At 62.0% G+C, this 22356-nt stretch carries 19 protein-coding genes, 1 tRNA gene and 1 pseudogene; 10 read left to right on the forward strand and 11 right to left on the reverse strand.

Going from position 1 to position 22356, the window contains the following annotated elements; genetic code table 11:
- Positions 1-948: a 23S rRNA (guanosine(2251)-2'-O)-methyltransferase RlmB gene (gene rlmB / locus GC119_RS06825; protein WP_070574821.1), complete on the forward strand. Its 948-nt coding sequence runs from the start codon at positions 1-3 to the stop codon at positions 946-948.
- A 3-nt stretch (positions 949-951) separates the two neighbouring features.
- Here the strand turns inward: rlmB and GC119_RS06830 are convergent, their stop codons facing one another.
- Positions 952-1650, reverse strand: a complete 699-nt coding sequence (locus GC119_RS06830; protein WP_070574819.1) for a lipopolysaccharide kinase InaA family protein — start codon at positions 1648-1650, stop codon at positions 952-954.
- Between the two features lie 23 nt (positions 1651-1673).
- On the reverse strand, positions 1674-2357 hold the full coding sequence (locus GC119_RS06835) for an ABC transporter ATP-binding protein (RefSeq protein WP_151952767.1): 684 nt from the start codon (positions 2355-2357) through the stop codon (positions 1674-1676).
- A gap of 115 nt (positions 2358-2472) precedes the next feature.
- On the opposite strand from GC119_RS06835, the gene GC119_RS06840 reads away from it, so the two are divergent.
- Entirely contained in the window at positions 2473-3465 is a 993-nt protein-coding gene (locus GC119_RS06840) for a LacI family DNA-binding transcriptional regulator (protein ID WP_070574816.1), read from the forward strand.
- 2 nt (positions 3466-3467) lie between these two features.
- Entirely contained in the window at positions 3468-4472 is a 1005-nt protein-coding gene (locus GC119_RS06845) for a LacI family DNA-binding transcriptional regulator (RefSeq protein ID WP_070574815.1), read from the forward strand.
- Between the two features lie 48 nt (positions 4473-4520).
- Here GC119_RS06845 and otsB read toward each other — a convergent pair whose 3' ends face one another.
- The gene (gene otsB, locus GC119_RS06850; RefSeq protein ID WP_070574813.1) at positions 4521-5345 is read right to left on the reverse strand and encodes a trehalose-phosphatase; all 825 of its coding nucleotides are present in this window, start codon (positions 5343-5345) and stop codon (positions 4521-4523) included.
- Positions 5342-6907 (reverse strand): alpha,alpha-trehalose-phosphate synthase (UDP-forming), encoded by a 1566-nt coding sequence (locus tag GC119_RS06855; protein WP_151952768.1) that lies wholly within the window; start codon positions 6905-6907, stop codon positions 5342-5344. The genes otsB and GC119_RS06855 overlap by 4 nt, the downstream gene beginning before the upstream one ends.
- Before the next feature lie 128 nt (positions 6908-7035).
- Here GC119_RS06855 and GC119_RS06860 point away from each other — a divergent pair, with 128 nt between their 5' ends.
- Together GC119_RS06860 and GC119_RS06865 are read left to right on the forward strand one after the other, a co-directional pair.
- Positions 7036-8742, forward strand: a complete 1707-nt coding sequence (locus GC119_RS06860; RefSeq protein ID WP_070574808.1) for a serine/threonine-protein kinase — start codon at positions 7036-7038, stop codon at positions 8740-8742.
- A 99-nt stretch (positions 8743-8841) separates the two neighbouring features.
- On the forward strand, positions 8842-9675 hold the full coding sequence (locus tag GC119_RS06865) for a DsbA family protein (protein WP_070574806.1): 834 nt from the start codon (positions 8842-8844) through the stop codon (positions 9673-9675).
- Between the two features lie 225 nt (positions 9676-9900).
- On the opposite strand, the gene GC119_RS06870 is transcribed toward GC119_RS06865, so the two are convergent.
- Positions 9901-11117, reverse strand: a protein-coding gene (locus tag GC119_RS06870) for an IS3 family transposase (RefSeq protein ID WP_141750220.1) whose coding sequence is annotated in 2 segments (ribosomal slippage) — positions 9901-10856 and positions 10856-11117 — 1218 coding nt in all. Because the reading frame shifts where the segments join, the coding sequence is not laid out codon by codon here.
- 211 nt (positions 11118-11328) lie between these two features.
- Here GC119_RS06870 and GC119_RS06875 point away from each other — a divergent pair.
- Entirely contained in the window at positions 11329-12252 is a 924-nt protein-coding gene (locus tag GC119_RS06875) for a siderophore-interacting protein (RefSeq protein WP_070574804.1), read from the forward strand.
- Here GC119_RS06875 and GC119_RS06880 read toward each other — a convergent pair.
- The 4 genes from GC119_RS06880 to GC119_RS06895 form a co-directional block, all read right to left on the reverse strand.
- Complete coding sequence (locus GC119_RS06880) at positions 12249-13043, reverse strand: ABC transporter ATP-binding protein (RefSeq protein WP_070574802.1); 795 nt, start codon at positions 13041-13043, stop codon at positions 12249-12251. The two genes, GC119_RS06875 and GC119_RS06880, sit on opposite strands and share 4 nt — an antisense overlap.
- Positions 13040-14092 carry an iron ABC transporter permease gene (locus GC119_RS06885; protein WP_319643752.1) on the reverse strand — a complete coding sequence of 351 codons (1053 nt, stop codon included), beginning with the start codon at positions 14090-14092 and terminating at the stop codon, positions 13040-13042. Before GC119_RS06885 ends, GC119_RS06880 begins: the two co-directional genes overlap by 4 nt.
- Positions 14089-15078 carry a FecCD family ABC transporter permease gene (locus GC119_RS06890; RefSeq protein ID WP_226829336.1) on the reverse strand — a complete coding sequence of 330 codons (990 nt, stop codon included), beginning with the start codon at positions 15076-15078 and terminating at the stop codon, positions 14089-14091. The genes GC119_RS06885 and GC119_RS06890 overlap by 4 nt, the downstream gene beginning before the upstream one ends.
- 78 nt (positions 15079-15156) lie before the next feature.
- Complete coding sequence (locus tag GC119_RS06895; protein WP_016421885.1) at positions 15157-16113, reverse strand: iron-siderophore ABC transporter substrate-binding protein; 957 nt, start codon at positions 16111-16113, stop codon at positions 15157-15159.
- Positions 16114-16975: 862 nt separating this feature from the next.
- On the opposite strand from GC119_RS06895, the pseudogene GC119_RS06900 reads away from it, so the two are divergent.
- The 4 genes and pseudogenes from GC119_RS06900 to GC119_RS06915 all read left to right on the forward strand — a co-directional run.
- Positions 16976-17355, forward strand: a pseudogene (locus tag GC119_RS06900) (helix-turn-helix domain-containing protein); the annotation flags it as partial.
- Positions 17356-17453: 98 nt separating this feature from the next.
- Positions 17454-17526, forward strand: a tRNA-Thr gene (locus GC119_RS06905).
- Positions 17527-17598: 72 nt separating this feature from the next.
- Positions 17599-19068 carry an NCS2 family permease gene (locus tag GC119_RS06910; protein ID WP_062020561.1) on the forward strand — a complete coding sequence of 490 codons (1470 nt, stop codon included), beginning with the start codon at positions 17599-17601 and terminating at the stop codon, positions 19066-19068.
- A gap of 169 nt (positions 19069-19237) precedes the next feature.
- Entirely contained in the window at positions 19238-20188 is a 951-nt protein-coding gene (locus GC119_RS06915) for an SPFH domain-containing protein (protein ID WP_151952769.1), read from the forward strand.
- A 122-nt stretch (positions 20189-20310) separates the two neighbouring features.
- Here GC119_RS06915 and GC119_RS06920 read toward each other — a convergent pair whose 3' ends face one another.
- Positions 20311-21276, reverse strand: a complete 966-nt coding sequence (locus GC119_RS06920; RefSeq protein WP_070574788.1) for an SGNH/GDSL hydrolase family protein — start codon at positions 21274-21276, stop codon at positions 20311-20313.
- On the reverse strand, positions 21273-22343 hold the full coding sequence (locus GC119_RS06925; RefSeq protein ID WP_070574786.1) for a ketopantoate reductase family protein: 1071 nt from the start codon (positions 22341-22343) through the stop codon (positions 21273-21275). Before GC119_RS06925 ends, GC119_RS06920 begins: the two co-directional genes overlap by 4 nt.
- Positions 22344-22356: the final 13 nt, after the last annotated feature.

Here is a 22356-nt window from a genome sequence, read left to right on the forward strand (position 1 = left end):
ATGGCAAAGGCAAAGGGTCCGCGCAAGGGAACGGGCGGTCACGGGCGGCGTCGGCTGGAGGGCAAAGGCCCCACCCCAAAGGCCGAAGACCGCGTGTACCACAAAGCGCACAAAGCCAAGCTCGAACGGCAGCGCCGTCAGCAGGGAAAACAGAACTCCCGCCGCTTCAAAGGCGAACAGGGTGCTGACACGGTTGCCGGGCGCAACTCGGTGCTCGAAGCACTCCGAGAGGGCGTGCCGGCCAAAGCGCTCTACATTGTGCGCGGAGCAGATTCCGACGACCGTGTGCGCGATGCGATCGCAATTGCCGCTGACCGCGGAGTGCCGCTGTTGGAGGCAAGCCGCGATGAACTCGACCGGATGACCGACAGGGCAGTCCACCAGGGGCTCGCCCTGGTCCTGCCGCCGTATGAGTACGCGACGCCGAAGGACCTGCTGGACGCAGCAGCCGCAGAAGTCCAGAAACCGCTTCTCGTGGCGCTCGACGGCATCACCGACGCCCGCAACCTCGGAGCGATCATCCGGTCAGCCGCCGCTTTCGGCGGACACGGGGTGATCATCCCCGAACGCCGCTCTGCCGCAATGAACGCCGGCGCCTGGAAGACATCGGCCGGGGCCGCCGCCCGCATCCGAGTGGCCCAGGTGGTCAACCTGGCTCGCGAGCTCGCCGAACTCAAAAAGCAGGGCGTGTTCGTGCTCGGCCTCGACATGGACGGTGAAGTCGACCTGCCGGAACTGCAGCTGGGCACCGAACCCGTCTGCCTGGTGGTCGGCTCAGAGGGTAAGGGCCTGTCGCGGCTCATCCGCGAAACCTGCGACCAGATCGTGTCCATCCCCATGGCCGGGGCAACAGAGTCGCTCAACGCCGGTGTCGCAGCGGCGGTGTCGCTGTACGAAATCGCACGCACCCGCGGTCTGCGCAGCGCTCCTGCCGAACCCGGCGCCTGAGAGTCAGCCCTGCCCAACCAGGGACCGGTACGTCTCCGCCAAGCGGGAGTCGAGTGCGCGCACCGCGGCGGCATCCGCCTCGGCAGCGGTGCTTGTGCTGGCGTAGAGCTCACCCGCCATATTGAGGCGCGCCAGCTGAAGATCGTGCGCTGTTTGGCCATCGGACAGGCGAGGGTGAAGCTCACCGGTTTCTGCATCGACAAGCCACGCGGTGTACCCGGCCTGCCCAGGTGAGAACAGCGTGTTTGACAGAGCGGCATCGCCCCAGAAGAACCCGGCCTGGTGAAGGCGGGCCAGGAGCCCGGCAAAGGCGTCGACCACGCTGTGCGCGGCGGTTGAACGGGGCCCGTCGCGCAGGATTTCGTCATAGCGGGCGGCCGGTGTCAGCCGCTGGGTGATGAGTGCTCCCGCAGTCGGGGTGGTGCGGCCGGTGACGACCCCCAGTGGGCGGACCGCCGGCTGGCCCGCGTCCCGCAGGGAGCACAGCAGTCGGTATTCGTCACCGGCTCTGCCCTCGTCTGTTTCCTTTATGATCAGCGTTTCAGCCAGCGCCTCAGCCTGCCCGCACTCCACTGCACGGACGGTGTGGCGCGACAGGCCAAGCGAACCGAACTGCACACCGTCCCATTGGGCCAGGGGTCTGTCCCACGGCAGGGTCGCAAGGCGCTCGCGGATGTCATCGTCAACAGCAGCGATGTGCACGCCCCGCGCACCCCGCACGCCTGTCACAGGAAGTCGCGCAGCTCGTCTGGCGTTCCGAGCCGCGTGATCCTGCCGTTTTCGAGCACGGCGATTCGGTCGGCGATGTCGAGTGCAAGCTGTGTGTCGCGAGTGGCGACGATTGCCGTGATGCCGATTGTGCGCTGCAGGTCTGCAAGGGCTGCGGTCGTCTCTTCGCGGGTGTCGTGGGGCAGTCGGCCCATCGGTTCGTCCAGGAGGAACACCGCCGGTCGGCGTACCGCCGCGCGTGCCATTGCGACGGTGTGGCGCTGTGTTCCGGTCAGTTCGTCCGGGGTGGCGTCGAGCAGGTCTTGCAGTCCCATGCGGCTGGCCACCGCGCGGACGCGCCCCATAGCGCCCTCGTGGGTTTCGCCGTACAGCAGCAGCGCGAAGGCCATGTTTTCGGCGACCGTCATGTGGGGGTACAGGGCGTAGTTCTCAAAGGCCATGACAACGTGACGCTGAGGGGCACTGAGCTTGGTGACGTCTTCTCCGTCAAATGCGATGGTCCCGGCAGTCGGCGTTTCCATCCCGCTGATCAGCCGCAGCAGGGTGGTTTTGCCCGAACCGGTCCCGCCGAGGATCACGAGCAGTTCACCGTTGGGAACATCGAGGTTGAGGTCGTCGATTGTCGTTGTCACAGTCGACGGATAGCGGTGCGTGAGACCTGTGAGGACGACCCGTGCCATTGGTGCCTTTCGTCATTGAGCAGCGTGGCGCAAAGCCGCGGTGGGCGGCTGCCACCAGGGACAACACTACCGCAAGGGGAGCTGATCTCCCTGCGCCCTGCCGTAGACTCGCCGTATGGGTGTTCGGCTGAAAGACGTTGCTGAGCGGGCGGGAGTGTCGGTTTCGACTGTCTCGCGCGTGCTCGGCGGTCGGGACACTGTTGCAGAGGCAACGCGCGCCAAGGTGATGCGTGCGGTTCACGACGTCGGCTATCAGCGCTCCACTCTGCTCGGCGCTGCCGCGGGTCAGTTTGCTGCGGTGAGCCTGCCGGAGAATCCCGAACACTGGCAGACGGACGTCGCGCGGGCTGCGATCGCCCACCTGCAGCGTGCCGGCCATGCCGTCATGACGCCGTATCTCGATGCTGAAGGCCGCGAGCTGAGTGCGTGCCTGAACGCCGGAGCGGCTGTCATCGTCACACCCACCTTCACCGAACTCGATGTCGATGTGCCTGTGGTGCGGTTCTCCCAGCCCGGGCGGCGCAGCAGTGCTGTGCGCACCGACGGAAGAATGGTCGGCCGCGACGATATTGCGGCTGATATCGATGTGCGCGCGGGCATGCAGCTGGCTTTCGACCACCTGTACGATCTGGGGCACCGCCGTATTGGGCTGGTGTGCAAGGACGTCGGAGAGCTCGCGGAGATCCTCAAGGAGAACTTCGAAGCTCTCCACCCGGCTGCGGCGATCGCCCCCAACCTCGACGATTGGATTGCGGCAGTCCCAAAGACCTTCGCCGGCGGTGTCGAGGCCGCATTGGTTCTGCGCGATGCCGCCTGCACGGCAGTCATTACGCAGAGTGCCCTGCAGATGTACGGAGTCTTTGAATCCATGCGCCGTCGTCGTCTCAGCGTGCCGCGCGACCTGTCGGTCATCGGCATCGGCGATTCGTCGACAATGCGGTTTACGAACCCGCCGGCAACCGTCCTGTCCTATGACACCGACAGTCTGGCGGAGGCACTTGCCAGGGCGGCCCTGCACATTCTGGACGGTTCGCCGCCGATGGCGGTTCCCCCGAATTTCCGGCCTCGGCTGCTGGCCCGCGCCTCGACCGCGGCAGTCAGGAGGTGAGCGTGACCCAGTACGAACTTTCCGGTGTGTCCCTGCAGCAGATCGCCACGGCGGCGGGAATATCTCAGGCCACTGCTTCACGGGCGCTGCGCGGTTCGGCGTCAGTTGCGCCGAAAACCCGCAGGGCTGTCGACATCGCCCTGCGCACCCTGGGCGTGAAGGTGCCGGCTGACCCCGATGTCAAGCGGATCGCCGTGGTCACGGCAGCGCCCATCGGGCCGGACATCGAGCCGTTCACCACCCTCATAGAAGAGCTGACCAAGCGCATTTTCGCCGTCGGCCACGTTGCCGTTCAAGCGGTCACCGACCCCGGTCTTCCTCCCACCTACGAACTGCTCTCAGCCGTTGGGGTCCACGGGGTGATCGTCGTCGGCGGCGGGCCCGCTTCGGGTGAAGCGGAGAAGCTGGCGAGCACCGAACTTCCCATGCTGCGCATTTCCCACGCCCGGCACACCGGTTTCGCGCAGATCATCATGGACTCATCGGTCGGCATTGAGACCGCTGTGCGCCACCTTGTGCAGCTGGGGCACACGAGGATCGGCTTGGCTGTGCCGGAGGACTCCGCGAAGAATTCCCGCGTGAGTGCTTTTCGAACCACGATGGCTGACCTGCTGTTCATCACCGGTACCCGGGAACAGGCTCCGGTTGTTGTCTCCGACCCCGGTGTGCTCGCCGGTGCGCAGGCTGCGCAGCAGCTACTGGACACCAAGTGCACTGCCGTCATCAGCGCGTCGCCGGATCTGACGGTCGGCTTCCTCCAAGCGGCCCAGCGGCAGCGCCTGCGGGTGCCTGACGATCTGTCGTTTCTGGCCGTCGGCGATGTCCCGGATGCCGATGTGTTCAATCCGCCGGTCTCTCAGGTCACGTTCGACTGGGAGCAGCTGGCCAGCACGGGCGTGCGCGAAATCGAGCGGCTCATGGCCGGGCCGGTCGATCCGCTGCCGGCCTACTGGGTCGAACCCGAGCTCGTTCTGCGCAGTTCGGATGCGCCGCTGGCCCGTCGCTGACTCAGCTGGCCCGCCGCTGACCGGAACCTGCCCACTGCCGAGGTGCCGTCAGGCCTCCCGTGACACTTCCCGTTCTCGGGCGCTGGCTAAATGGGCGAGCGCGCGGGACACCTCGCGCGGGTCTTCTGCCCGCAGCCGGGCTTCCGTCGCACCCTGGCCCACTTTGACGGTCAGCCCGCCGGGGTAGCGGTTGAGGTGGCGGAAGGCGTCTTCGTCAGTTGTGTCATCGCCCATGTAGATGGCCGCGTCGGCCCGTGTGGCCCGCATCAGCTGGTCGATCGCGTCACCCTTTGTTGTGCTGCGCACACTGAATTCGACGATGTCGTGACCGTGGACAATCCGCACATCGTCAAGTTCGGCTGACAGTTCGTCGAGGGTTCTGCGAACGATTTCGGCGCCCTTGGGTTCGACTTCGCGCGTGTGGAACGCCCGGCCCAGCGGTTTGCGCTCAAGCCACATGCCGGAGATCCCGGTGTGGTTCAGGCGCGAATCGAGTTCTTCGTGGGCGGTGTCGATGACGTCGAGGACCCGCATTTCGCGCGTGGAGAGATCCTCTCCGCTGCCGGGTACGGCAGCTTTTTCAACCGCGGCCGCATCGGGGACCGACACCTCGGCCCCGTGGGCCCCGAACAGCAGAGTGTTGTCTGGGGGAGTGACAACCGAGCGCAGATTGTCGAGGTTGCGGCCGGTGACGAATGCCGTCCACGTGCGCGGCAGCCGATCCAGCAGGTCTACCGCGTTGAGTGATTCCGGCAGGGCGCGGGATTCGTACGGGTTGTCCACCAGCGGAGCCATCACACCGTCGAAGTCCAGTGCGACCAGCAGCAGATTCGCTTGGGCCGCCTGCGAAAGCGCGTCTTTCAGCCGGCTCATCGTGCGCTTCCGTCGCTGTGCTCACCCGAAACCTCATCTGAGCCCAGTCCCTCGCGCACCGCATCCAAGCTGATGGCCGCAGTTTCCAGCGGAACGGGCTCCGTGCCGGCAATGCTGGCCAGGTCCGACAGGAAGCTGCCTGCCCACGTGTGTACGGTTTCGTCTTTCAGGCGCCTGCGCATGGGCCGCATCCGGCGGCGCTGTTCGCGCACTTCCATGCCCACGGCGCGCATGATGCCGTCTTTGAGTTCCGTAATGTCGTGGGGGTTGATGAGCACGGCCTGGGTCAGCTGATCGGCAGCCCCAGCGAACTCCGAGAGCACGAGCGCACCGGAATCATCAGTGCGGCAGGCCGCGTACTCCTTGGCCACGAGGTTCATGCCGTCGCGCAGCGGGGTGACGAGCATGACGTCTGCCGCCAGGTAGAAGGCCGTCATTTCGTCGCGGGGAAAAGAGTGGTGGAAGTAGTGGATGACCTGGTTGTGCAGGCCGGAGAATTCACCGTTGGTGTGGCCGACGGCCAGTTCGACCTCCGTGCGGATCTGCTTGTAGTGGTCGAGCCTTTCGCGGCTGGGGGTGGCGATCTGCACGAACGTGACCTTGTCCTTGTTCAGGCGGCCCTCGCGGAGGAGTTCGTGAACGGCTTTGAGGCGGTGGCGCAGACCCTTGGTGTAGTCCATGCGGTCGGTGCCGAGGATGACGATGTCCGGATTTCCCAGTTCGCGGCGGATGTCCTGTGCACGAGCCTGAATTGCAGGGTCGCCGGCCAGTTCTATGAGGGCTTCCGTGTCGACCGAAATGGGGTAGTGGGCAGCGCGTGCGGTGTGTTCCTCGGTTCCGAGGTCCGGGTCGGCGGTGACGGTGATGTCGTCGCCCTTGGTGATGAAGCCGGAGTGTTTGCGCACGCAGCGGCGGAAGTTCGCTGCATCCGTGGGCCGTTGGAAGCCGATGAGGTCCGCACCCTGGACTCCGCGCAGGATCTCAGAGCGCCACGGCAGCTGGCTGTACAGCTCCACCGGCGGGAATGGAATGTGGAGGAAGAAGCCGATGCTGACGTCCGGGCGCATGGAGCGCAGCAGCTGGGGGACCAGGAACAGCTGGTAGTCGTGCACCCACACGGTTGCGTTTCTGCCGGCGGTTTCGGCCGTGCGGATGGCAAAGCGGGTGTTGACGTCGAGGTATTTGTCCCACCACGTGCGGTGGAATGCAGGCGGTGCGATGACGTCGTGGAACAGCGGCCACAGGGTGCCGTTGGAGAAGCCCTCGTAGTACATCCGAAAGACGTCAGAGCTCAGGCGCACCGGCACCAGGTGCATTCCGTCGTGTTCGAAGGGGTCAACGTCGGTGTCGGTGATTCCCGGCCAGCCGATCCACGCTCCGCTGGCTCGGCGCACAACGGGTGCAAGTCCCGTTACGAGACCGCCGGGAGCGGTCTTCCAGCCGGGTTCGTCACCGGAATCGTCCCGGTCGATGGGCAGCCGGTTGGCCACTACGAGGAATTCCGGGCCCTGCGCGGGTGGGTCGATGGTGGGCAGCTGGTCGGCGGCGTGCAGGCGTTTCACTGTGCTCCTTACTCGACCGCAGAGTTCGGCGGTGCGGCGACGGGCAGACCCTGCGTGCGCGGTGCGAATCCTGTGCGGAGATCCGGGACTTGCAGACCATCCTACTGAATTCGTCTACCCTGTTGTTGATGAATCTGCAGACAGTTGGCGGCTACCGCCTGGGCGAAAAGCTCGGCTCAGGCGGTATGGGCGTTGTGTACAAGGGCTATGACGAGCACGACCGGCCCGTTGCCGTAAAAGTCCTCCATCCCAGCATCGCGGACGACGAACCTTCGCGCTTGCGGCTAGCCCGTGAGGTTCGCACACTGCAGCGGATATCGCATCCGCGGATTGCTGCCGTCCTCGATGCTGATCTTGATGCTCAGCGCCCGTATATCGTCACGGAGTTCGTGTCCGGCGCAACTTTGCTTGAAGACGTCCGCTCAGGCGGTCCGTTCACCGAGCCCGAGCTGGTGCACTTCGGACACGCGCTGCTGGATGCGCTCGAAGCCGTGCACGCCGCCGGTGTTGTCCACCGTGATCTCAAACCGGCCAACGTCATGATCTCCGATGGTGAGCCCGTGGTCATCGACTTCGGGATTGCACAGGCTGTTGACGAGGTCACCGTCACGGTGACCGGTCTGGTCATGGGAACTCCCGGATACCTGTCTCCCGAGGTGGTCGAAGGGGGAGACTCGTCACCGTCGACTGACTGGTGGGGTTGGGGAGCGACGATGGCCTTTGCCGCCACGGGCCGCAATCCCTTCGGCGGAGGCGGCATTGATGCGGTCATTGCCCGGGTGGCGACTGGACGGGCTGATCTCGAAGACTGCCCGGAGCGCTTTGATCCCATCATCCGAGCTGCGCTGCAGCCCAAACCGGAAGACCGTCCCACGGGGGACGAGCTGCTCGGCGCCCTCATCGACGTCGAAGAGGGGCGGATGCCAGACTTCGGTCGGGGCTCAGAAGAGAAGCCAGACCCCGGTCCGGGTTCAGAAGACCAGACAAGGGTGCAGCCGGAGGCGGTGGCCCGCACGGAGGTTTTCCCGCGCCAGCAGCCGGCGGCACCTCAGTGGAAGCCTCCGGTGCACGGTTCGCTGGAGCCTGCCCACCGGCCCTATTCGCCCCAGCCGGGCGCTGCACATCAGACTGCCGTTGCTCCCTATCAGCCGCATTCGCCGGCACCCGTCGTGCCGCACCAGGGCGTTAGCCCAATCGCGCAGCAGCAGCCCTATCCGAATGCGGGCTTCGGGCAGCCGGTGCCGGACAAGCCGGTCCGCGGTCGTTTCCCGACTTTCGGCGCTGTCATGCTGGGCATGGCGGCGGCGGTGTTCGCGCCCCTGATTCTGGTGGTGGTCTCCTACCTGTGGCAGGTGTTGGCGCGCACGTTCGGCAAGGCGCACATCATTGCGCGCAGGCGCCGCCTCTACGAAGGGCCCGGCAGCGGGAAGTGGGATTTCGTGTCTCACGCGCCGGGTGCGTTCTTCAGTTCCGTCTTCCTCAGTGTCTTCGCGACGATTCTGCCCCTTATGGCTGGCCTGGCGACGTTCATTTTGGCTCACCTGAACCTCGTTGAGCTGGGTGACGGCCCCATGTCGGTTACATTCGAACTGTTCCTCGCCTCGGTTGTGTACACGTTCGTCCTGTGGAGGGGACCGGGTTCGCAGATGCTGCGTTTGGGAACACGGCTTGCCTTCGACCGGTGTACGGGGTCATCGAGGTTGGCCGGGCTGATCATCGGCGTGGTTCTGCTGATCGCCGCCGCATTTCTCCTGTCTGGAGTGCTGGCCGGCGACAGCTTCGACCCGTGGCCGCTGGCGCCGGAGGCCGTGGACTCCATTCCGCAGCTGACATAGCTGATCCCGGTGCTTTTCCCAGGGAGGATGTGCGCCTGCGGTCTTAGGCGCAAGTAGGATTGTCGGTGAGATCTTCAACCGGAGGAACAGCAGAGAAACATGGCGAAGAAACCGTCGAACATTGACCGCCGTTCGGCCGCGCGTGAAAAGGCGCGGCAGATTGCCGAAGCGCAGGCCCGCAAGCAGAAGACAGCCAAGCGTGTGCTCTTCATCGGAATCGCACTCGTGGTGGTCCTGGTGATAGTCGTGGTGAGTGTTCTCATCTACCAGTCCACACGGCCGGCTGACCAGCCGCAGGGCTACAGCGACGGCTCGGTGACGTTCGTCAAAGACGGCGACGGTGTGGCGCTGACGGGGGACCCGAGCAAAGACAGCAAGGACGCAAAGGACAGCGCGCCAAATGTCAAGGTGTTCCTCGACTACCAGTGCCCTGCGTGCGGGCAGTTCGAAGCCCTCAACGGCAAGGGGCTTGGAAAGCTCGCCGATGACGGCGATATTTCGCTGACCTTCCAGCCGGTGGCGCTGCTGGACAACCGGTCCGGCGGCACAAAGTACTCGACCCGGTCGGCCAACCTCATGATGTGTGTTGTCGACTCCGGCCAGGCCGATAAGTTCCAGGAACTGTCGCTCGGCCTGTTCTCCCAGCAGCCCGAAGAGGGCGCAACGGGTCTTGATGATCAGAAGATGCTCGACCTGGCCAAGGAAGCCGGAGTCGACGTCGACAAGAAGATCAACACCGCTGAGGATGATGTGACCGTCACGGACTGCGTGAACAACATCCAGTTTGAGGACTATGTCACCCAGTCGACGAAGGAAGCCCTCAACAACGGGCTCAAGGGCACTCCGACGGTGCAGGTCAACGGCGAAAACGTCGGTGACTGGAGCGACCAGCAGTCGTTCTTCGCTGAAATCCTCCAAGCTCAGAAGAAGTGAGTGAGGGCGGTCTGCGGTTGTTCCCGATGAGGTTTACATGAACCTGGGTTGTGGGTGCTATACCTCCTACGCAATTACGAGAAGACAGGAACTATCGCTGTGCGCTGCAACACCGTACATACGATTGTAGGAAGTAGGCGGACACCAGCAGTAAGCACCGTGTGAGGCAAACAGGGGGTTGGGGTTACCCGCAAATCGTGGACACGTAGTGGAGCTACCTAGTGGTTAGGCAGCTATTTCTTTTCTGCTAGTGATTAGACCAATTTGGTTCTCAAAGTCGACGGGGCTGACCATACCGAGTGCGGAATGTCGGCGTCGACGGTTGTAGACGACTTCAATCCAGTAGGCAACGGCCTTGCGTGCAGCATCACGGGTCGTCCAGCGCTTACGGTCGTAGAACTCGGTTTTAAGCGTCGACCAGAACGACTCAGCCATCGCGTTATCAAAGCACACACCAGTACGCCCCACGGACTGAGCAATGCCCAGGCTGCGGCAAACCTCCCAGAGCTGCTCGCTAGTGAATTGAGCTCCGCGGTCAGCGTGAAACACCAGCCCATCAGGAACGTCACCACGCAACGTGTGCGCCATCCGCAGGGCCCGCTCGACCAGGGAAGTATCTTGAACGCTATCCATAGCCCAGCCCAGCACCCGGCGGGAATGGCCATCGCGGACCGCGCACAAGTACAACCAGCCTTCACCGGTGCGCAAGTAGGTAATATCTGACATCCACACCCGGTTGAGCTCACCAGTATCAAACATGCGCTTGACCAGGTCAGGAAGCGTGGACTTACGCTTAGCTTGAATCGTTGTCACCGGGACAAAGGCCCGCGGTGAAATCCCCTCAATCCCCATCATGCACATCCGTTTAGCCACAGTCTTACGGTTAAGCGCAATGTGGTAGCGCTCGGCAAGTTCTGCGGTGATCCGCGGCGCACCATAAACCTCATCGGAGTCTTTCCAAATCCGGTGAATCTTGCGGTCAACATCATCGTAAAATGCTGCACGATCATCTTCGCCCGATAGTCGCTTCTGCTGCGTATGGGCCCATTTGTAGTATCCAGACCGAGACACTTTAAAAAGCCGTGCCATGCGCTTGATGCTGTAGTTCGCCTTCTCCTGCTGCATCAATTCGAACTTTTCTGCTCGCGTTGCTTCGCAGCGAAGAAGGCTGTCGCTTTTGACAAAAACTCGTTATCCATCTTGGCTTCAGCCAGCTCCCGACGAAGACGAGCATTCTCAGCACGAAGATCAGCCTCGCTCATCCCATCTGATGCTCCTCGGCGCTCACGCTCGAGTTTGACCCACCGGCCTAAAAGCCCGGCGGACACACCAATCTCCTTAGCCACATGAGCAATCGGACGCCGCGACTCTATTACCAGGTTCGCGGCTTCACGCCGATACTCCGGCGTGTACTTCTTGCGCTGTTGACTCACAATGAACATCCTCTCCTACGGACACAAGATCCGCACTAATAGGGTGTCCACTAAACGTGGGTAACCTCAGCAATATCGAAATCAGACCCTTGAAGCCCTCACCGCCTAGAATTAAACCAGTCCAACTTTCGGGGGCCAGTTCACCTCGGATCCCCGCGGGGCTTTTTCTGCCCCTCACCCTTTCACTTTTGCTTTAGGTAAGGGTAAGTTAACTCCCACTATGACCTCGAACCCAGTTACCCTGAACACTCCGACGAGCACTTCCGCCTACCGCGCGGCCTTTTCTGACCACCTACTCTTGGCCGCCCCTTCTGAACCGCACCATCGAATCATCCGCGCCACTGTTTATGACGTCAGCGCCCCGGCAGAAAACCTGCAGAGGATTGTCATCCGCTCCCCCGAGCTAGTCGGCTTTCAGCTTTCCGGCCCGGACGAATTCTTTGGCCTCTTTATGCCGGCTAAGCCCGGCGAGAATCTCCATTTACCACTCCACGGAGGTGGCGCCAATATCCGCGCAAGCGTTACAGCCATGCCGGAGACCCAACGCCCAAATTTACGTTGGTACACCGTACGCTCACTCGATCCCGAGTGCGGACAGATAACTTTCGACGTGGCGACACATGGCGTCAAAAATCCAAAGGATGAGCACGTCGGACCAGGGCTCGCCTGGGCTCTTGCAACTCGTGTTGGCGACCAGGTAGGCATCTGGACATGCCAGGGCCTCTGGCACCGCGCGCAAAGTTCACAAACACTTATCGCAGACCCATCTGCCGTACCTTCCGTTCGCGCCATTTTGGATTACGCGGATGCGTTTACCCCGGAACAGTTGCGCGACATACACCTCGTAGTGGTCGCCGAGAACCATGGTGACCTCGAGCCATCCCTCGTCGCCGACTGGGAGAGCAAGCTGGGCAGCCTAGAAGTGCTGTTTAGCGCTACAACGGACTTCAGCACGGCAGTGATGTCCCACCTACAGCAACTGGACCGTGCCGAACACCCCGCAACACAGTCGAAGTACGTCTGGGTCGCGGGTGAAGGACAGCTCTGCAAGGAAGTACGGCGCCACGCAATTCACACCTGGGGCCTCAATAGCGAATCCGTGCAGTGGTGCCCCTATTGGTTCCTAGGCAGGGCACGGCCTTAATTAGCCACAATCCCTCGCGGCACAATAATCGGAGCCATACCGCGGGGATCTTCCCACACCTCGGCATTCAGGCCATATGCCTCGCGCAACACATCCACCGTCAGAGCCTCCTTTGGAGAACCCTCGGCGATCTTTTCCCCTTCCTTCATGACGATCATCTCGTCGCTAAAAGTTCCCGCCAGGCCAAGATCATGAAGTACGGTAATCACCGTCTTGCCCTCTTGAGCGAGCTCCCGCACGATACTTAGAATCTCTATCGCATGTGCCGGATCTAGGTAGGTAGTCGGTTCGTCCAACAGCACAATTGGCGTATCCTGCGCCAACACCATCGCCATCCAGACCCGCTGCCGCTGGCCGCCAGAAAGCTCCGCCACGTCGCGGGCAACAAGATGGTCAACCTTCGTCTTCTTCAGCGCCTCGCGCACTTTTTCTTTATCTTCTGACGCCGTCGCTCCCGCACCCCAGAGCGATCGACGATAAGGGTGCCGTCCGCGCTCCACAAGTTCTCCAACGGTCAATCCCGCCGGACACAGCGGGTGTTGTGGCAAAAGCGCAATTAGTTGGGCGGCTTCGCGCGACCGCAAACTATGCACGTCCTTTTTCTCTACAAGAACCCGTCCTTCGGCGGGAGCAAGCAGCCGAGAAAGCGTCTTGAGCAACGTCGACTTGCCACAACCATTGGGGCCTAAGAGCGTGGTGACCTTCCCGGGCTCTGCAGTGAAAGACACGTCCTTAACAATGCTTGGGCCGTCGTTGTAGCCCACGGTGACGTGATCAGCTTGAACGTTCATTGAACCATTCCTTTCAGAGTTCCGCGACGGGCCGCCAACCACACAAGCAACACCAACGCGGGGCCACCGATGATGGCGGTAACCAAACCCACAGGGGATGTAAATGGCAGTGCGCCCGCCACGACGGCGCACGCAGCTAATAGAGCAGCGCCTGCAAAAGTAGAGCACAACGGATGGGGCGTGGGCGTTCCGGCCACCAGCTTGGCCAGCTGAGGAGCCAATAGTGCCACGAATCCAATTGGGCCGACAAAGGAAACCACCACCGCGACAATGCCCGTTGCGGCAATGAGCAAAATAGCGCGCACCCTCGTGACATTTACCCCAAGTGTGGACGCGGTGGCGTCATCATGAGAAAGAAGAGGGACATCGCGCGTAACACAGAGGCCTAAAACTACGAAGGGCAACAGGCCCAACACCATAGGCAACAAAGCTTCCATACGCACAAAGCCGGTAGACCCAGCGAGCCAAGTTTGGGCATCCGTGGCACGAGTTAAGTCAGCCCGGAGCAGGAGATACTGCACTAAAGACTGCGTGAGGAAAGACAGTGCCAGGCCGATGACCACTACGCGCTGCGACGTCCCGAAGCCACCGAGTAGAACGAGCAAACCAACGATCACTAGTGCGCCAAGCAAAGCGAGTGCAGCACGCCACCAGAACGTCGGCACCCCCTCACTCCATGCAGGGCGGGTAACTACGGTGCCCGCCACAACCAAAACCGCCGCGCCGCCGGATACACCGAGAATGTCCGGGCTGGCCAGCGGATTGCGGGCCATGGTCTGAGTCCACGCACCTGCCAGCCCTAGAGCCGCGCCGACCAGAACGGTAGCGATTGCTACAGGCAGGCGGAGATCCCACACCACGTTGATTGCTTGCTGTGTGCCCCCACCGGTGAGAACCTCGATGACTTCCATCGGGCTGAGCTTCACCGCTCCTTGCCCCAGGATTAAGCAGTAACAAAGAGCCGCTATGAGGGCGAACCCTGCCGAAGCCGCCAGGACGCGTCTGCTTCGTGAACGCTTAAGACTACGGATAGACGTCATATCGCTCATATCGTCAGCTCCGAGTCATTCGAGGTCGGTGAACTCTTCTTACGTCGCACCGCCAGAATCATCACTGGGGCACCGACAATAGCTAAGACAATGGACATTTCCAGCTCGTTAGGCTGCAGGACGAAGCGGCCCACAATATCGGCTAGCAACACAGCCGCGCCACCAACAATGCCGGTCGGCAGCAAGAGGCGAGTCAGGGACGGGCCGGTAAACGGGCGTAGTAGGTGTGGCACGGCGAAGCCCACGAATGTCACAAGCCCCACAGTGGCTGTCGCCGAGCCGGCGAGGATGATCACCGCTGCGGCAGCCAACAAGCGGGTTCTCGTGGGCGAGCTGCCAAGGGAACGGGCGGAGTCCTCTCCCATCGCAAGTAGATCCAGCGGGCGTGCTGCAAGCGCACCACATAGAGCACCTAGTGCTAGACCTAAAGCAGCTAAGGCCACGTCTTCCATACCCCGCCCAGCCGTAGAGCCAACGGTCCAGCGGCGGAGCCCTTCCAGGGTGTCGGAAGAATAGAGGCTCAGCATATTCGTGGCTGCTTGCAGGGCGAAGGTAACTCCCACGCCCACGAGTACCAGAGTTAGCGGGTTACGCGATACGCGGGAAATCAACAGCACGATTAAGGCAGCGACGGCCGCCCCGACGAGCCCTACAAGTGTCCGCTCCCCGACCGTCGTTGCCCAGCCCAAGGTCAGTGCCGCAGCGACTGCGAAACTTGCTCCAGCGTTCACGCCGATAATGCCGGGATCTGCCAGGGGGTTGCGGGTCCAGCTCTGAGCAATGGCACCCGCCATAGCCAGGGCTGCGCCTGTGATCACAGCCAAGAGGGTGCGCGGAACGCGCAAGTCCCAAATGATGCCGGACTGTTCAGCATTGATGCCGGATTGCGTAGATGGGTGCGGACCATGCATGAGGATGCTGGTCACTTCGCCAATGGAAAGATCTTTGGAACCCAAGTACAGGGAGGCAAGCAGCAGCAAAGCCAAGCCAACGAGTGCGGCCGAAGTAAGCAAACGCCGGGAAAACACCAAAGAATGTCGAGTCCTTGAAACGGACACTTTCAATTAAATTGCGTCAGAGAACTTGTCGACTGCCCAGGGGATGGTCAATGGGTTTGGCATACTCATTGCATTGCCCACGTTTTCGTCCATCCAGCGGACCTTGCCTTCGCGAACAACGTCCAGCTTGCTGAATGTTGGATCCTTCTTCAAGGTATCGGCGGCACCCTGGTAATCAAGGATGAAGAGGTAATCGACGTTGTTGAGGTCGCTGTAGTTCTCAGGTGCGATGTCGCGGTAGAACTCGCCCCCGTTACCTTCGAGCTCCTTCGGGATCTCGAAGCCCAGACTCTTGATAAACTGCCCGCGACCGTCACCGGAGGTGTACAGGCCGATCTTTCCCTGATAAGGCATGACGATAGCCGCACGCTTGCCTTTGAGCTCAGGGTGCTGCTGTTGGAAATCATCGAAGGCCTTCTGCGTTTCTTCGACGAGTTTGTCGCCTTCTTCTTGCTTGTCTACAGCGCCGGCGATCTGGTTGACCTGATCCCGCCAGGGGATCTGCCAGTCCGTGGCACCGTCTGGCTTAACGGTGGTTGGGGCGATGTCATTAAGCGCCTTCTTCGCCTGCGCGTCTACGGCAGAGTTCACCGCAATGATCTTGTCCGGATCAGCGGCGGAGATCTTCTCCAGGATTTCAGCAGTGAATCCGTTGGCAGTACCGTAAACCACTTCAGGCTTGTTGTCGCCGAGCTTTTCGGTAGCCCATGGGCCGACGCCAGACGCATCAACATCTCCCTCAGCACCCCAGGGCGCTACGAGGACTGGTTGGATGCCTAGAGCGAGCAAGGTATCGCTGTCTCCCAGGCCAACTGCGGCGATGCGCTCGTCCCCGGTGCCCTCATTTTTTGACGCCGCCGCGTCGTCGCCTCGGGAGCAACCAGACAGAACAAGAGTGGATGCTGCCAAGACAGCGGCGGTCTTCAGCGCCGCTCGACGGGTCAGCGAATTGTTTCGAAACATGTGAAATCCTAACGCGTAAGGAACTCTTTGAAACGCTGTAAAGTACCCGTAGCCCCAAGAGACTGATGGCCTCTTTCGGCTACGGCCAACACAGCAGTCGGGCCTATACTACACAGGTAAGGCTAACCACACAATAGGCTACCCTAAGTTAGTCCGCTTCCTGCTCGGCCGCTACCGACTCCATCGCCACCTTGGCCACCGTCGCCACGCTGGCCACCCTAGCCACCCTGGCTCTCAGTGCCGAGATGCTCGCGCTATTGCAACTCGTGGCACCAACTGTCGGAAAAGTTGCACTTCGAAGGTCGAAATGTCGCTAGAACGGGAATCTGTCAACACAGGCGCGCCTCCGAATTTTGCGACAATTCCCTGACCTGCAGTTTTGCGGAGCTGCAAATCAGTGTCTTTAACGCATTCCCGTTCTAGCGACATTCACCCCTGCTAGCGCCCCAAATACGGCGCCGTCGGCCACGCATTCCCGGTCTAGCGACATCTGCACATCCTCACGCCGCCAAATAGGGCGCCGGCGCCTCCCGTGACGCAATCCCCCCAGCACTGCGCTCGCACAATCTCACATTTCGCTGGCGCTGCAGCCAAGCGGAAAGCGTGGGCGCCAATAAGAAAAAATAGGCCCCCTACCGCAACAAATGTGAACTGCTCCCCATTAGTTGGACTGAGAAATCAGTTACCGACTAGTGGGGAGTAGTTGTCATTGAGAGCACGAAGTTCGCTAAGTCAGCATCAGCGCGAGCAATTGGTCGAACTATTTGAGCAAGGCATGGGTTATACAGCCGCTGCCAATGCCCTTGGTGTCTCCAAGTATGCCGCCCGTATGCTCTATCGTCGGTTTAAGCTGCATGGCAGGCTATGTCTTGTGGAGAAACCGACAAAGCAGCAGTACTCGTTTGAAATCAAGAAGGAAGTTGTCCAACGCTACCTTGCCGGCGAGACAAGAATGGATCTTGCCCGCGAGTTTGGCCTGTCATCAGACCAGCTCGTCAAAGATTGGACCAGGACATGGCGTACAGGCGGCGATGACGCGTTGAAACCGAAGCCGAAGGGCAGGCCCAAAGGCTCGGCTGCACCGAAGCGGCTTACAGAAGAAGACAAGCTGTGCCGTCAGATTGCGCGGTTGGAAGCGGAAAACGCGTATCTAAAAAAATTGCGGGACTTGAGGAATCAGGGACGCGCCTGAAAGTCCAGGCGATTGTCATCCTCAAGTCGCACCATCGTCTGCAATACCTTTTTGCGGGTAACCCCAGCCGCAGACCGCACGCACACTGATTTGGGCTGTGTGGGCTGTTGGACTAAACTGCTCACGATCGGAGGGAGTCCCTCCGTCCGCCTCCTTAGCTCAGTTGGTAGAGCACCGCTCTTGTAAAGCGAAGGTCGTCAGTTCGAGTCTGACAGGGGGCTCAGCTTCTTCGGGAAGCACCTCAGCACGAGGTGCTTCCCGTTTCTGTTTTGAGTCTCACCTAGACTTCCCGTGTGACGAACGCAGCAGACAGCAGACTCAGCGGCCTTGACCGCTTCTTCAAAATCACTCAGCGCGGCTCCACTGTGGGCACCGAAATCAGGGGTGGTCTGACGACCTTCCTGGCAATGGCCTACATCATCGTGCTCAACCCGATCCTCATCGGTGCGGCCGCTGATTCGACGGGTGCGTTCCTCGGCGGGGGAGACACTCCCAACCTGGCCGCGGTGGCTGCTGCGACATCGCTCATTTCGGGTCTTCTCACCCTGCTTATGGGCCTGGTGGGCAATTTCCCCATGGCGGTGTCCTCAGCTTTGGGCATGAGCGCGTTCATGGCGTTCGGGGTTGTTGTCATTCCAGGTATGACGTGGGCCGATGCGATGGGCCTGGTGGTCATTGAAGGCATTATTCTTCTTCTGCTGGTGGTCACCGGTTTCCGCACCGCGATCTTCAACGCGGTGCCAGGCCAGCTGAAATCCGCAATCGGTGTGGGCATCGGCTTCTTCATTGCGCTCATCGGCATGATCAACGCCGGCTTCATCAGCAACTCCGGCGGCACAGCGCTTGAACTGGGCCAGGGCGGGTCGATTGCCAGCTGGCCGGTGCTGCTGTTCACGGTCGCGCTTCTGCTGCTGTTCGTCCTCTACGCATGGGGCGTGCGCGCCGCGATCCTCTACACGATCCTCATTGCCACCGTCATCGCGTTCGCACTCGAAGCGGTGTTCAACCTGGGACCGAAGACCGGAGCTGACGGCGAGGTCGCCAACCCGGGCGGATGGGGTCTGACGGTGCCGAAGATCGAAGGCGGCTGGTTCCATTCGCCAGACCTGTCGATCCTCGGTTCGTTCAACCTGCTGGGCTCATTCCAGTCGGTTGGCATCATCACCGCTGTTCTCGTGGTGTTCACCCTGCTGCTGACGAACTTCTTCGACCTGCTGGGCACCATGATGGCCGTCGGCACGCAGGCGAAACTCGTTGACGAGTCCGGTCAGGTAGAAGGCGCCAAGCGGATCATGGTGGCCGATGCTCTCGGTGCCATCGTCGGCGGTCTGGGCGGAACCTCGTCGAATTCCGGCTTCGTCGAATCGACCGTGGGTGTTGGCTCTGGTGCTCGCACCGGTCTGGCGAATGTTGTGACCGGTGCGCTGTTCCTGCTGACGGTGTTCCTCGCTCCTCTGGCCGCACTCATCCCCTCCGAGGCGGCAGCGCCGACACTGGTCTTCGTCGGCTTCCTCATGATGCAGCAGGTTGTGCGCATCAACTGGACGGACATTGAGATTGCAGTCCCCGCGTTCCTCACGATCGTTCTCATGCCGTTTTCGTACTCGATCACCAACGGCATCGGTGCGGGCTTCGTGTCCTACGTCGTGCTCAAGGCCGCACGCGGCAAGTTCCGCGAAGTGCACCCGCTCATGTACCTCACTGCCGCACTGTTCATCGTGTACTTCGCATCCGGGCCGATCCAAGCGCTCGTGGCCGGCTGACAGGTCACCGGCCCCAGCCGCCGTTGCCACCGGCCCCCAGCTGGCGTTGCCCACAGCGCCGGTTCGGCACCTCGGCGAGTGACACCTGGTCGAACTCGCAGTTCTTTTCGGTGTGAGGCGGCTCCTATAGAGTGTTGCCGTCATCGGAAAACACCATGAGGACGCAGATATGGAACCCCTGTACATTCTGATTCCGCTCATCCCCGTCATCATCATCGTGGTGCTGCTGTTCCTGCTGTTCGGCGGGCTGCGCACATCGATCTTCTTCACCGTCAAAACGCAGGAGCGCGTCATCGTCGAGCGCTTCGGCAAGTACCGCAAAGTCTGCGAACCGGGCCTGAACATGAAGGCGCCGTTCGTCGACACGACCACCAAGCCGATTTCGCTGCGCGTGCACCAGCTCGAAGTCAACATCGAAACCAAAACCCAGGACAACGTGTTCGTCATGGTGCCGGTTGCGGTGCAGTACGTGATCGGCGAAAACCAGGTTGTTGACGCCTACTACCGTCTGTCGAACCCGGAAGAGCAGATCCGCTCCTACGTCTTCGACACCGTCCGTTCGGCTCTGTCGACCCTGACCCTGGACTCGGCCTTCGAATCCAAGGACGACATTGCGACCTCGGTCGAACAGCGCCTGTCAGCGTCAATGGCCGGCTACGGCTTCCGGATCGTCAACACGCTGGTGACCGACATCAGCCCAGACTCGCGCGTGCGCGATTCGATGAACTCGATCAACGCCGCCCAGCGCGACCGTGTGGCCGCCCAGGCTCTGGCCGAAGCGGACAAGGTCAAGCGCGTCACGCAGGCTGAAGCAGAAGCTGAATCGCGTCGCCTGCAGGGTGAGGGTGTAGCTGCTCAGCGCAAGGCAATCGCGAACGGCATTGCCGAACAGTACGAAGCCCTGCGCCGTGTGGGCATTGAGCAGACCGCCGAACAGCTGCTGCTCATGACCCAGTACTTCGACACCATGCAGGACGTTGCGCGCAACGGAAAGTCCAACGTCATGTTCATGCCGAACAACCCCGGGGCAGTGGGCGGTCTCGCGGAGGAAATCCGCAACACGATGCTGGCGACAAACCAGGTCAAAGAGGACGGCCTCGGCGTCGAGCACGACCGCTGACCGCACCGCACTGAGCCCGAGCGGCGCGTAAAGCCGCGCACCGCCTCGGCTGCGGCTGGCCGTAACTCCAGCGAAACGGCTGCTGAGCACATGCTCAGCAGCCGTTTCGCTGTTTCAGTCGCTCAGGGCCCCGAACTGCCCGGTGCTTCCGAAGTGCCAGGAGAATCGGGTGCTCCCTGATCTCCCGAGGTGCCGGGCGTCTCCGCGGTGTCGGCAGACGCCGCATCGTCAGCGGCAGCGCGGTGGGCCGCCGGTGACACGTGGTGACCGCTTTGACTGCGCGCTTCGAGAGGAAGCTCGGCAGCACGAACCCATTCGGGGTATTTCGGGTCAAGATAGGCCCCCGACGATGTTCCGCGCAGTCGCCGTCCCACCCACGGGGCCAGGTGCTCTTTGAGCCATTCGGCTTCGTCTTCCATCCGGTCGCGAAGCGGCTTGGAGGTTTTTGACAGACGGAATCCTCGGATGCCCACCCGGTCCTCTTCGAGGACCCCCAGCGCAGACTGGGCGACCATGGTGTGCCCCTGCGTGCTCAGGTGAATGCGGTCGGGTGCCCAGTACTCCTGCGCGTAGATGGGGCGCATGCCCCACAGATCGAGCATGTAGCAGCCGTGGCGTCCGGCCAGGGTCCACATGTGCGCGTTGTACACGGCCACGCGGGGGCGCAGTGCGCGCAGCACGGGGCTGAAGGCGGCTGTGTCGAAGCCGTTGCCCAGCAGCACCTCGATGCCCTCGGCCCGCATTGCCGAGATCGCCCGCTCCAGCTGTTCGGCCAGGCCGTCAACATCGGCGGCTGGGCGCAGCACATCATTGCCTCCGGCCACAAAGGACACGAGGTCGGGCTTGAGATCGAGAGCGACCGGCACCTGTTCGTCGATGATGGCGCCGAGCTGCCGACCCCGGATGGCGTGATTGGCATACAGCAGGTCCGGGCTGCCGACGGGGGACTGGGTCAGGGCGTGCGCAAACCGGTCAGCCCAGCCGATGAAACGGCCGTCTTCCAGTGCGGACTCGTCCATGAGCCCTTCGGAAAACGAATCTCCGAGGGCCAGGTAGGTGCGGATCCGATGGTCGTCGCGTTCAGTCATAGGCTCTCCCGGTCGAGGTGGGTGAAGGCTTCGCGCAGGCTTTCAGCCCGCGCCTTGGGGTCGGCGGGAATGGTCGGATCTCCGGCCATGACACGGCGGCACCACTGCATGACGAGGCTGTTCTTGGGTGCTCGGATGCCGTTCAGGTGGGCCAGGCGGACGATCTCACCGCCGAGGTAGTCAGCTTCTATATTGCCGGTCCCGCGAGCCATGGACTGCCAGGTGGACGACAGGTTCTGCACCCCGTCGATGGGGGCTTGGGGAATGCGGTCGGCAAAGCCGAGCTCCTCGGGAGGGTTCGGGCAGTGCACAATGCCCGCAGCCTGGTAGACGGCGCGGGCTTCGTCCTGCAGCTGCTCCAGCAGGTCGCTGTGGTCGAGGGATCCCACGAGGGCGTCGATGCCGTTGTCGAGGTTCGCCAACAGCTTCCCGTAGGTGTAGGGCGAAGGCTCAGGCACGATGACCGACGCGAAGTTCCCGGCCGTGAAGTCGCCGTCCGCCTGCTGAAGGTACTGCGGCAGGGCTGTGCCGTCAGTCTCGCCAGCCTGCGGTCGGGGCGCGTCCGGTCCGCACACGGGACCGGTGATGAGTCCGGCCCACCGGTCTTCCATGAACACCGCCAGCTGTCCCGGCTCGGTGTAGACCGCCGGTGTGTAGATGACGGTCGTCGATACTGTCGCAAACCAGCGCGGTGCCTGTTCCTGCGCATCCGTGCCGTTGAGGAACAGCATCAGCGGCAGGCGCTCGCCGGCGGTGCCCAGCTGGCTGCCGTGCTCGTCAGTGACGGCAAGGTCAGCCCATTCGGCCAATGCGGTGGGCAGCTGCTGAGTTTTCACTGCCAGGATGATCACATCGCCGGCACGGAGATTCACCTGTGCTGATGAGCGCACTACTGTTGGATGTGCAGTCAGAGTTTCGTGCGGAGTGCGGACTGTCAGCCCCGCCGTTTCGATAGCATCGGCTTGGCTCCCCCGCGCAACCAGCACGTGGTCAACCCCAGCGCGGCAGAATCCCGCGCTGAGCATTCCGCCAATGGCTCCGGCTCCCACAATGATGTATCTGCTCATAGCTCAACAGTAC

Source organism: Brevibacterium sp. Marseille-P9724, from assembly GCF_902500275.1.
In the GTDB taxonomy this organism is placed as follows: Bacteria; Actinomycetota; Actinomycetes; order Actinomycetales; family Brevibacteriaceae; genus Brevibacterium.

Coding starts and splice junctions, on each gene's coding strand:
- rlmB (WP_070574821.1), top strand. CDS start 1: ATGGCAAAGGCAAAGGGTCCGCGCAAGGGAACGGGCGGTCACGGGCGG.
- GC119_RS06835 (WP_151952767.1), bottom strand. CDS start 2,357: ATGGCACGGGTCGTCCTCACAGGTCTCACGCACCGCTATCCGTCGACT.
- GC119_RS06840 (WP_070574816.1), top strand. CDS start 2,473: ATGGGTGTTCGGCTGAAAGACGTTGCTGAGCGGGCGGGAGTGTCGGTT.
- otsB (WP_070574813.1), bottom strand. CDS start 5,345: ATGAGCCGGCTGAAAGACGCGCTTTCGCAGGCGGCCCAAGCGAATCTG.
- GC119_RS06860 (WP_070574808.1), top strand. CDS start 7,036: ATGAATCTGCAGACAGTTGGCGGCTACCGCCTGGGCGAAAAGCTCGGC.
- GC119_RS06865 (WP_070574806.1), top strand. CDS start 8,842: ATGGCGAAGAAACCGTCGAACATTGACCGCCGTTCGGCCGCGCGTGAA.
- GC119_RS06875 (WP_070574804.1), top strand. CDS start 11,329: ATGACCTCGAACCCAGTTACCCTGAACACTCCGACGAGCACTTCCGCC.
- GC119_RS06880 (WP_070574802.1), bottom strand. CDS start 13,043: ATGAACGTTCAAGCTGATCACGTCACCGTGGGCTACAACGACGGCCCA.
- GC119_RS06885 (WP_319643752.1), bottom strand. CDS start 14,092: ATGAGCGATATGACGTCTATCCGTAGTCTTAAGCGTTCACGAAGCAGA.
- GC119_RS06895 (WP_016421885.1), bottom strand. CDS start 16,113: ATGTTTCGAAACAATTCGCTGACCCGTCGAGCGGCGCTGAAGACCGCC.
- GC119_RS06915 (WP_151952769.1), top strand. CDS start 19,238: ATGGAACCCCTGTACATTCTGATTCCGCTCATCCCCGTCATCATCATC.
- GC119_RS06920 (WP_070574788.1), bottom strand. CDS start 21,276: ATGACTGAACGCGACGACCATCGGATCCGCACCTACCTGGCCCTCGGA.
- GC119_RS06925 (WP_070574786.1), bottom strand. CDS start 22,343: ATGAGCAGATACATCATTGTGGGAGCCGGAGCCATTGGCGGAATGCTC.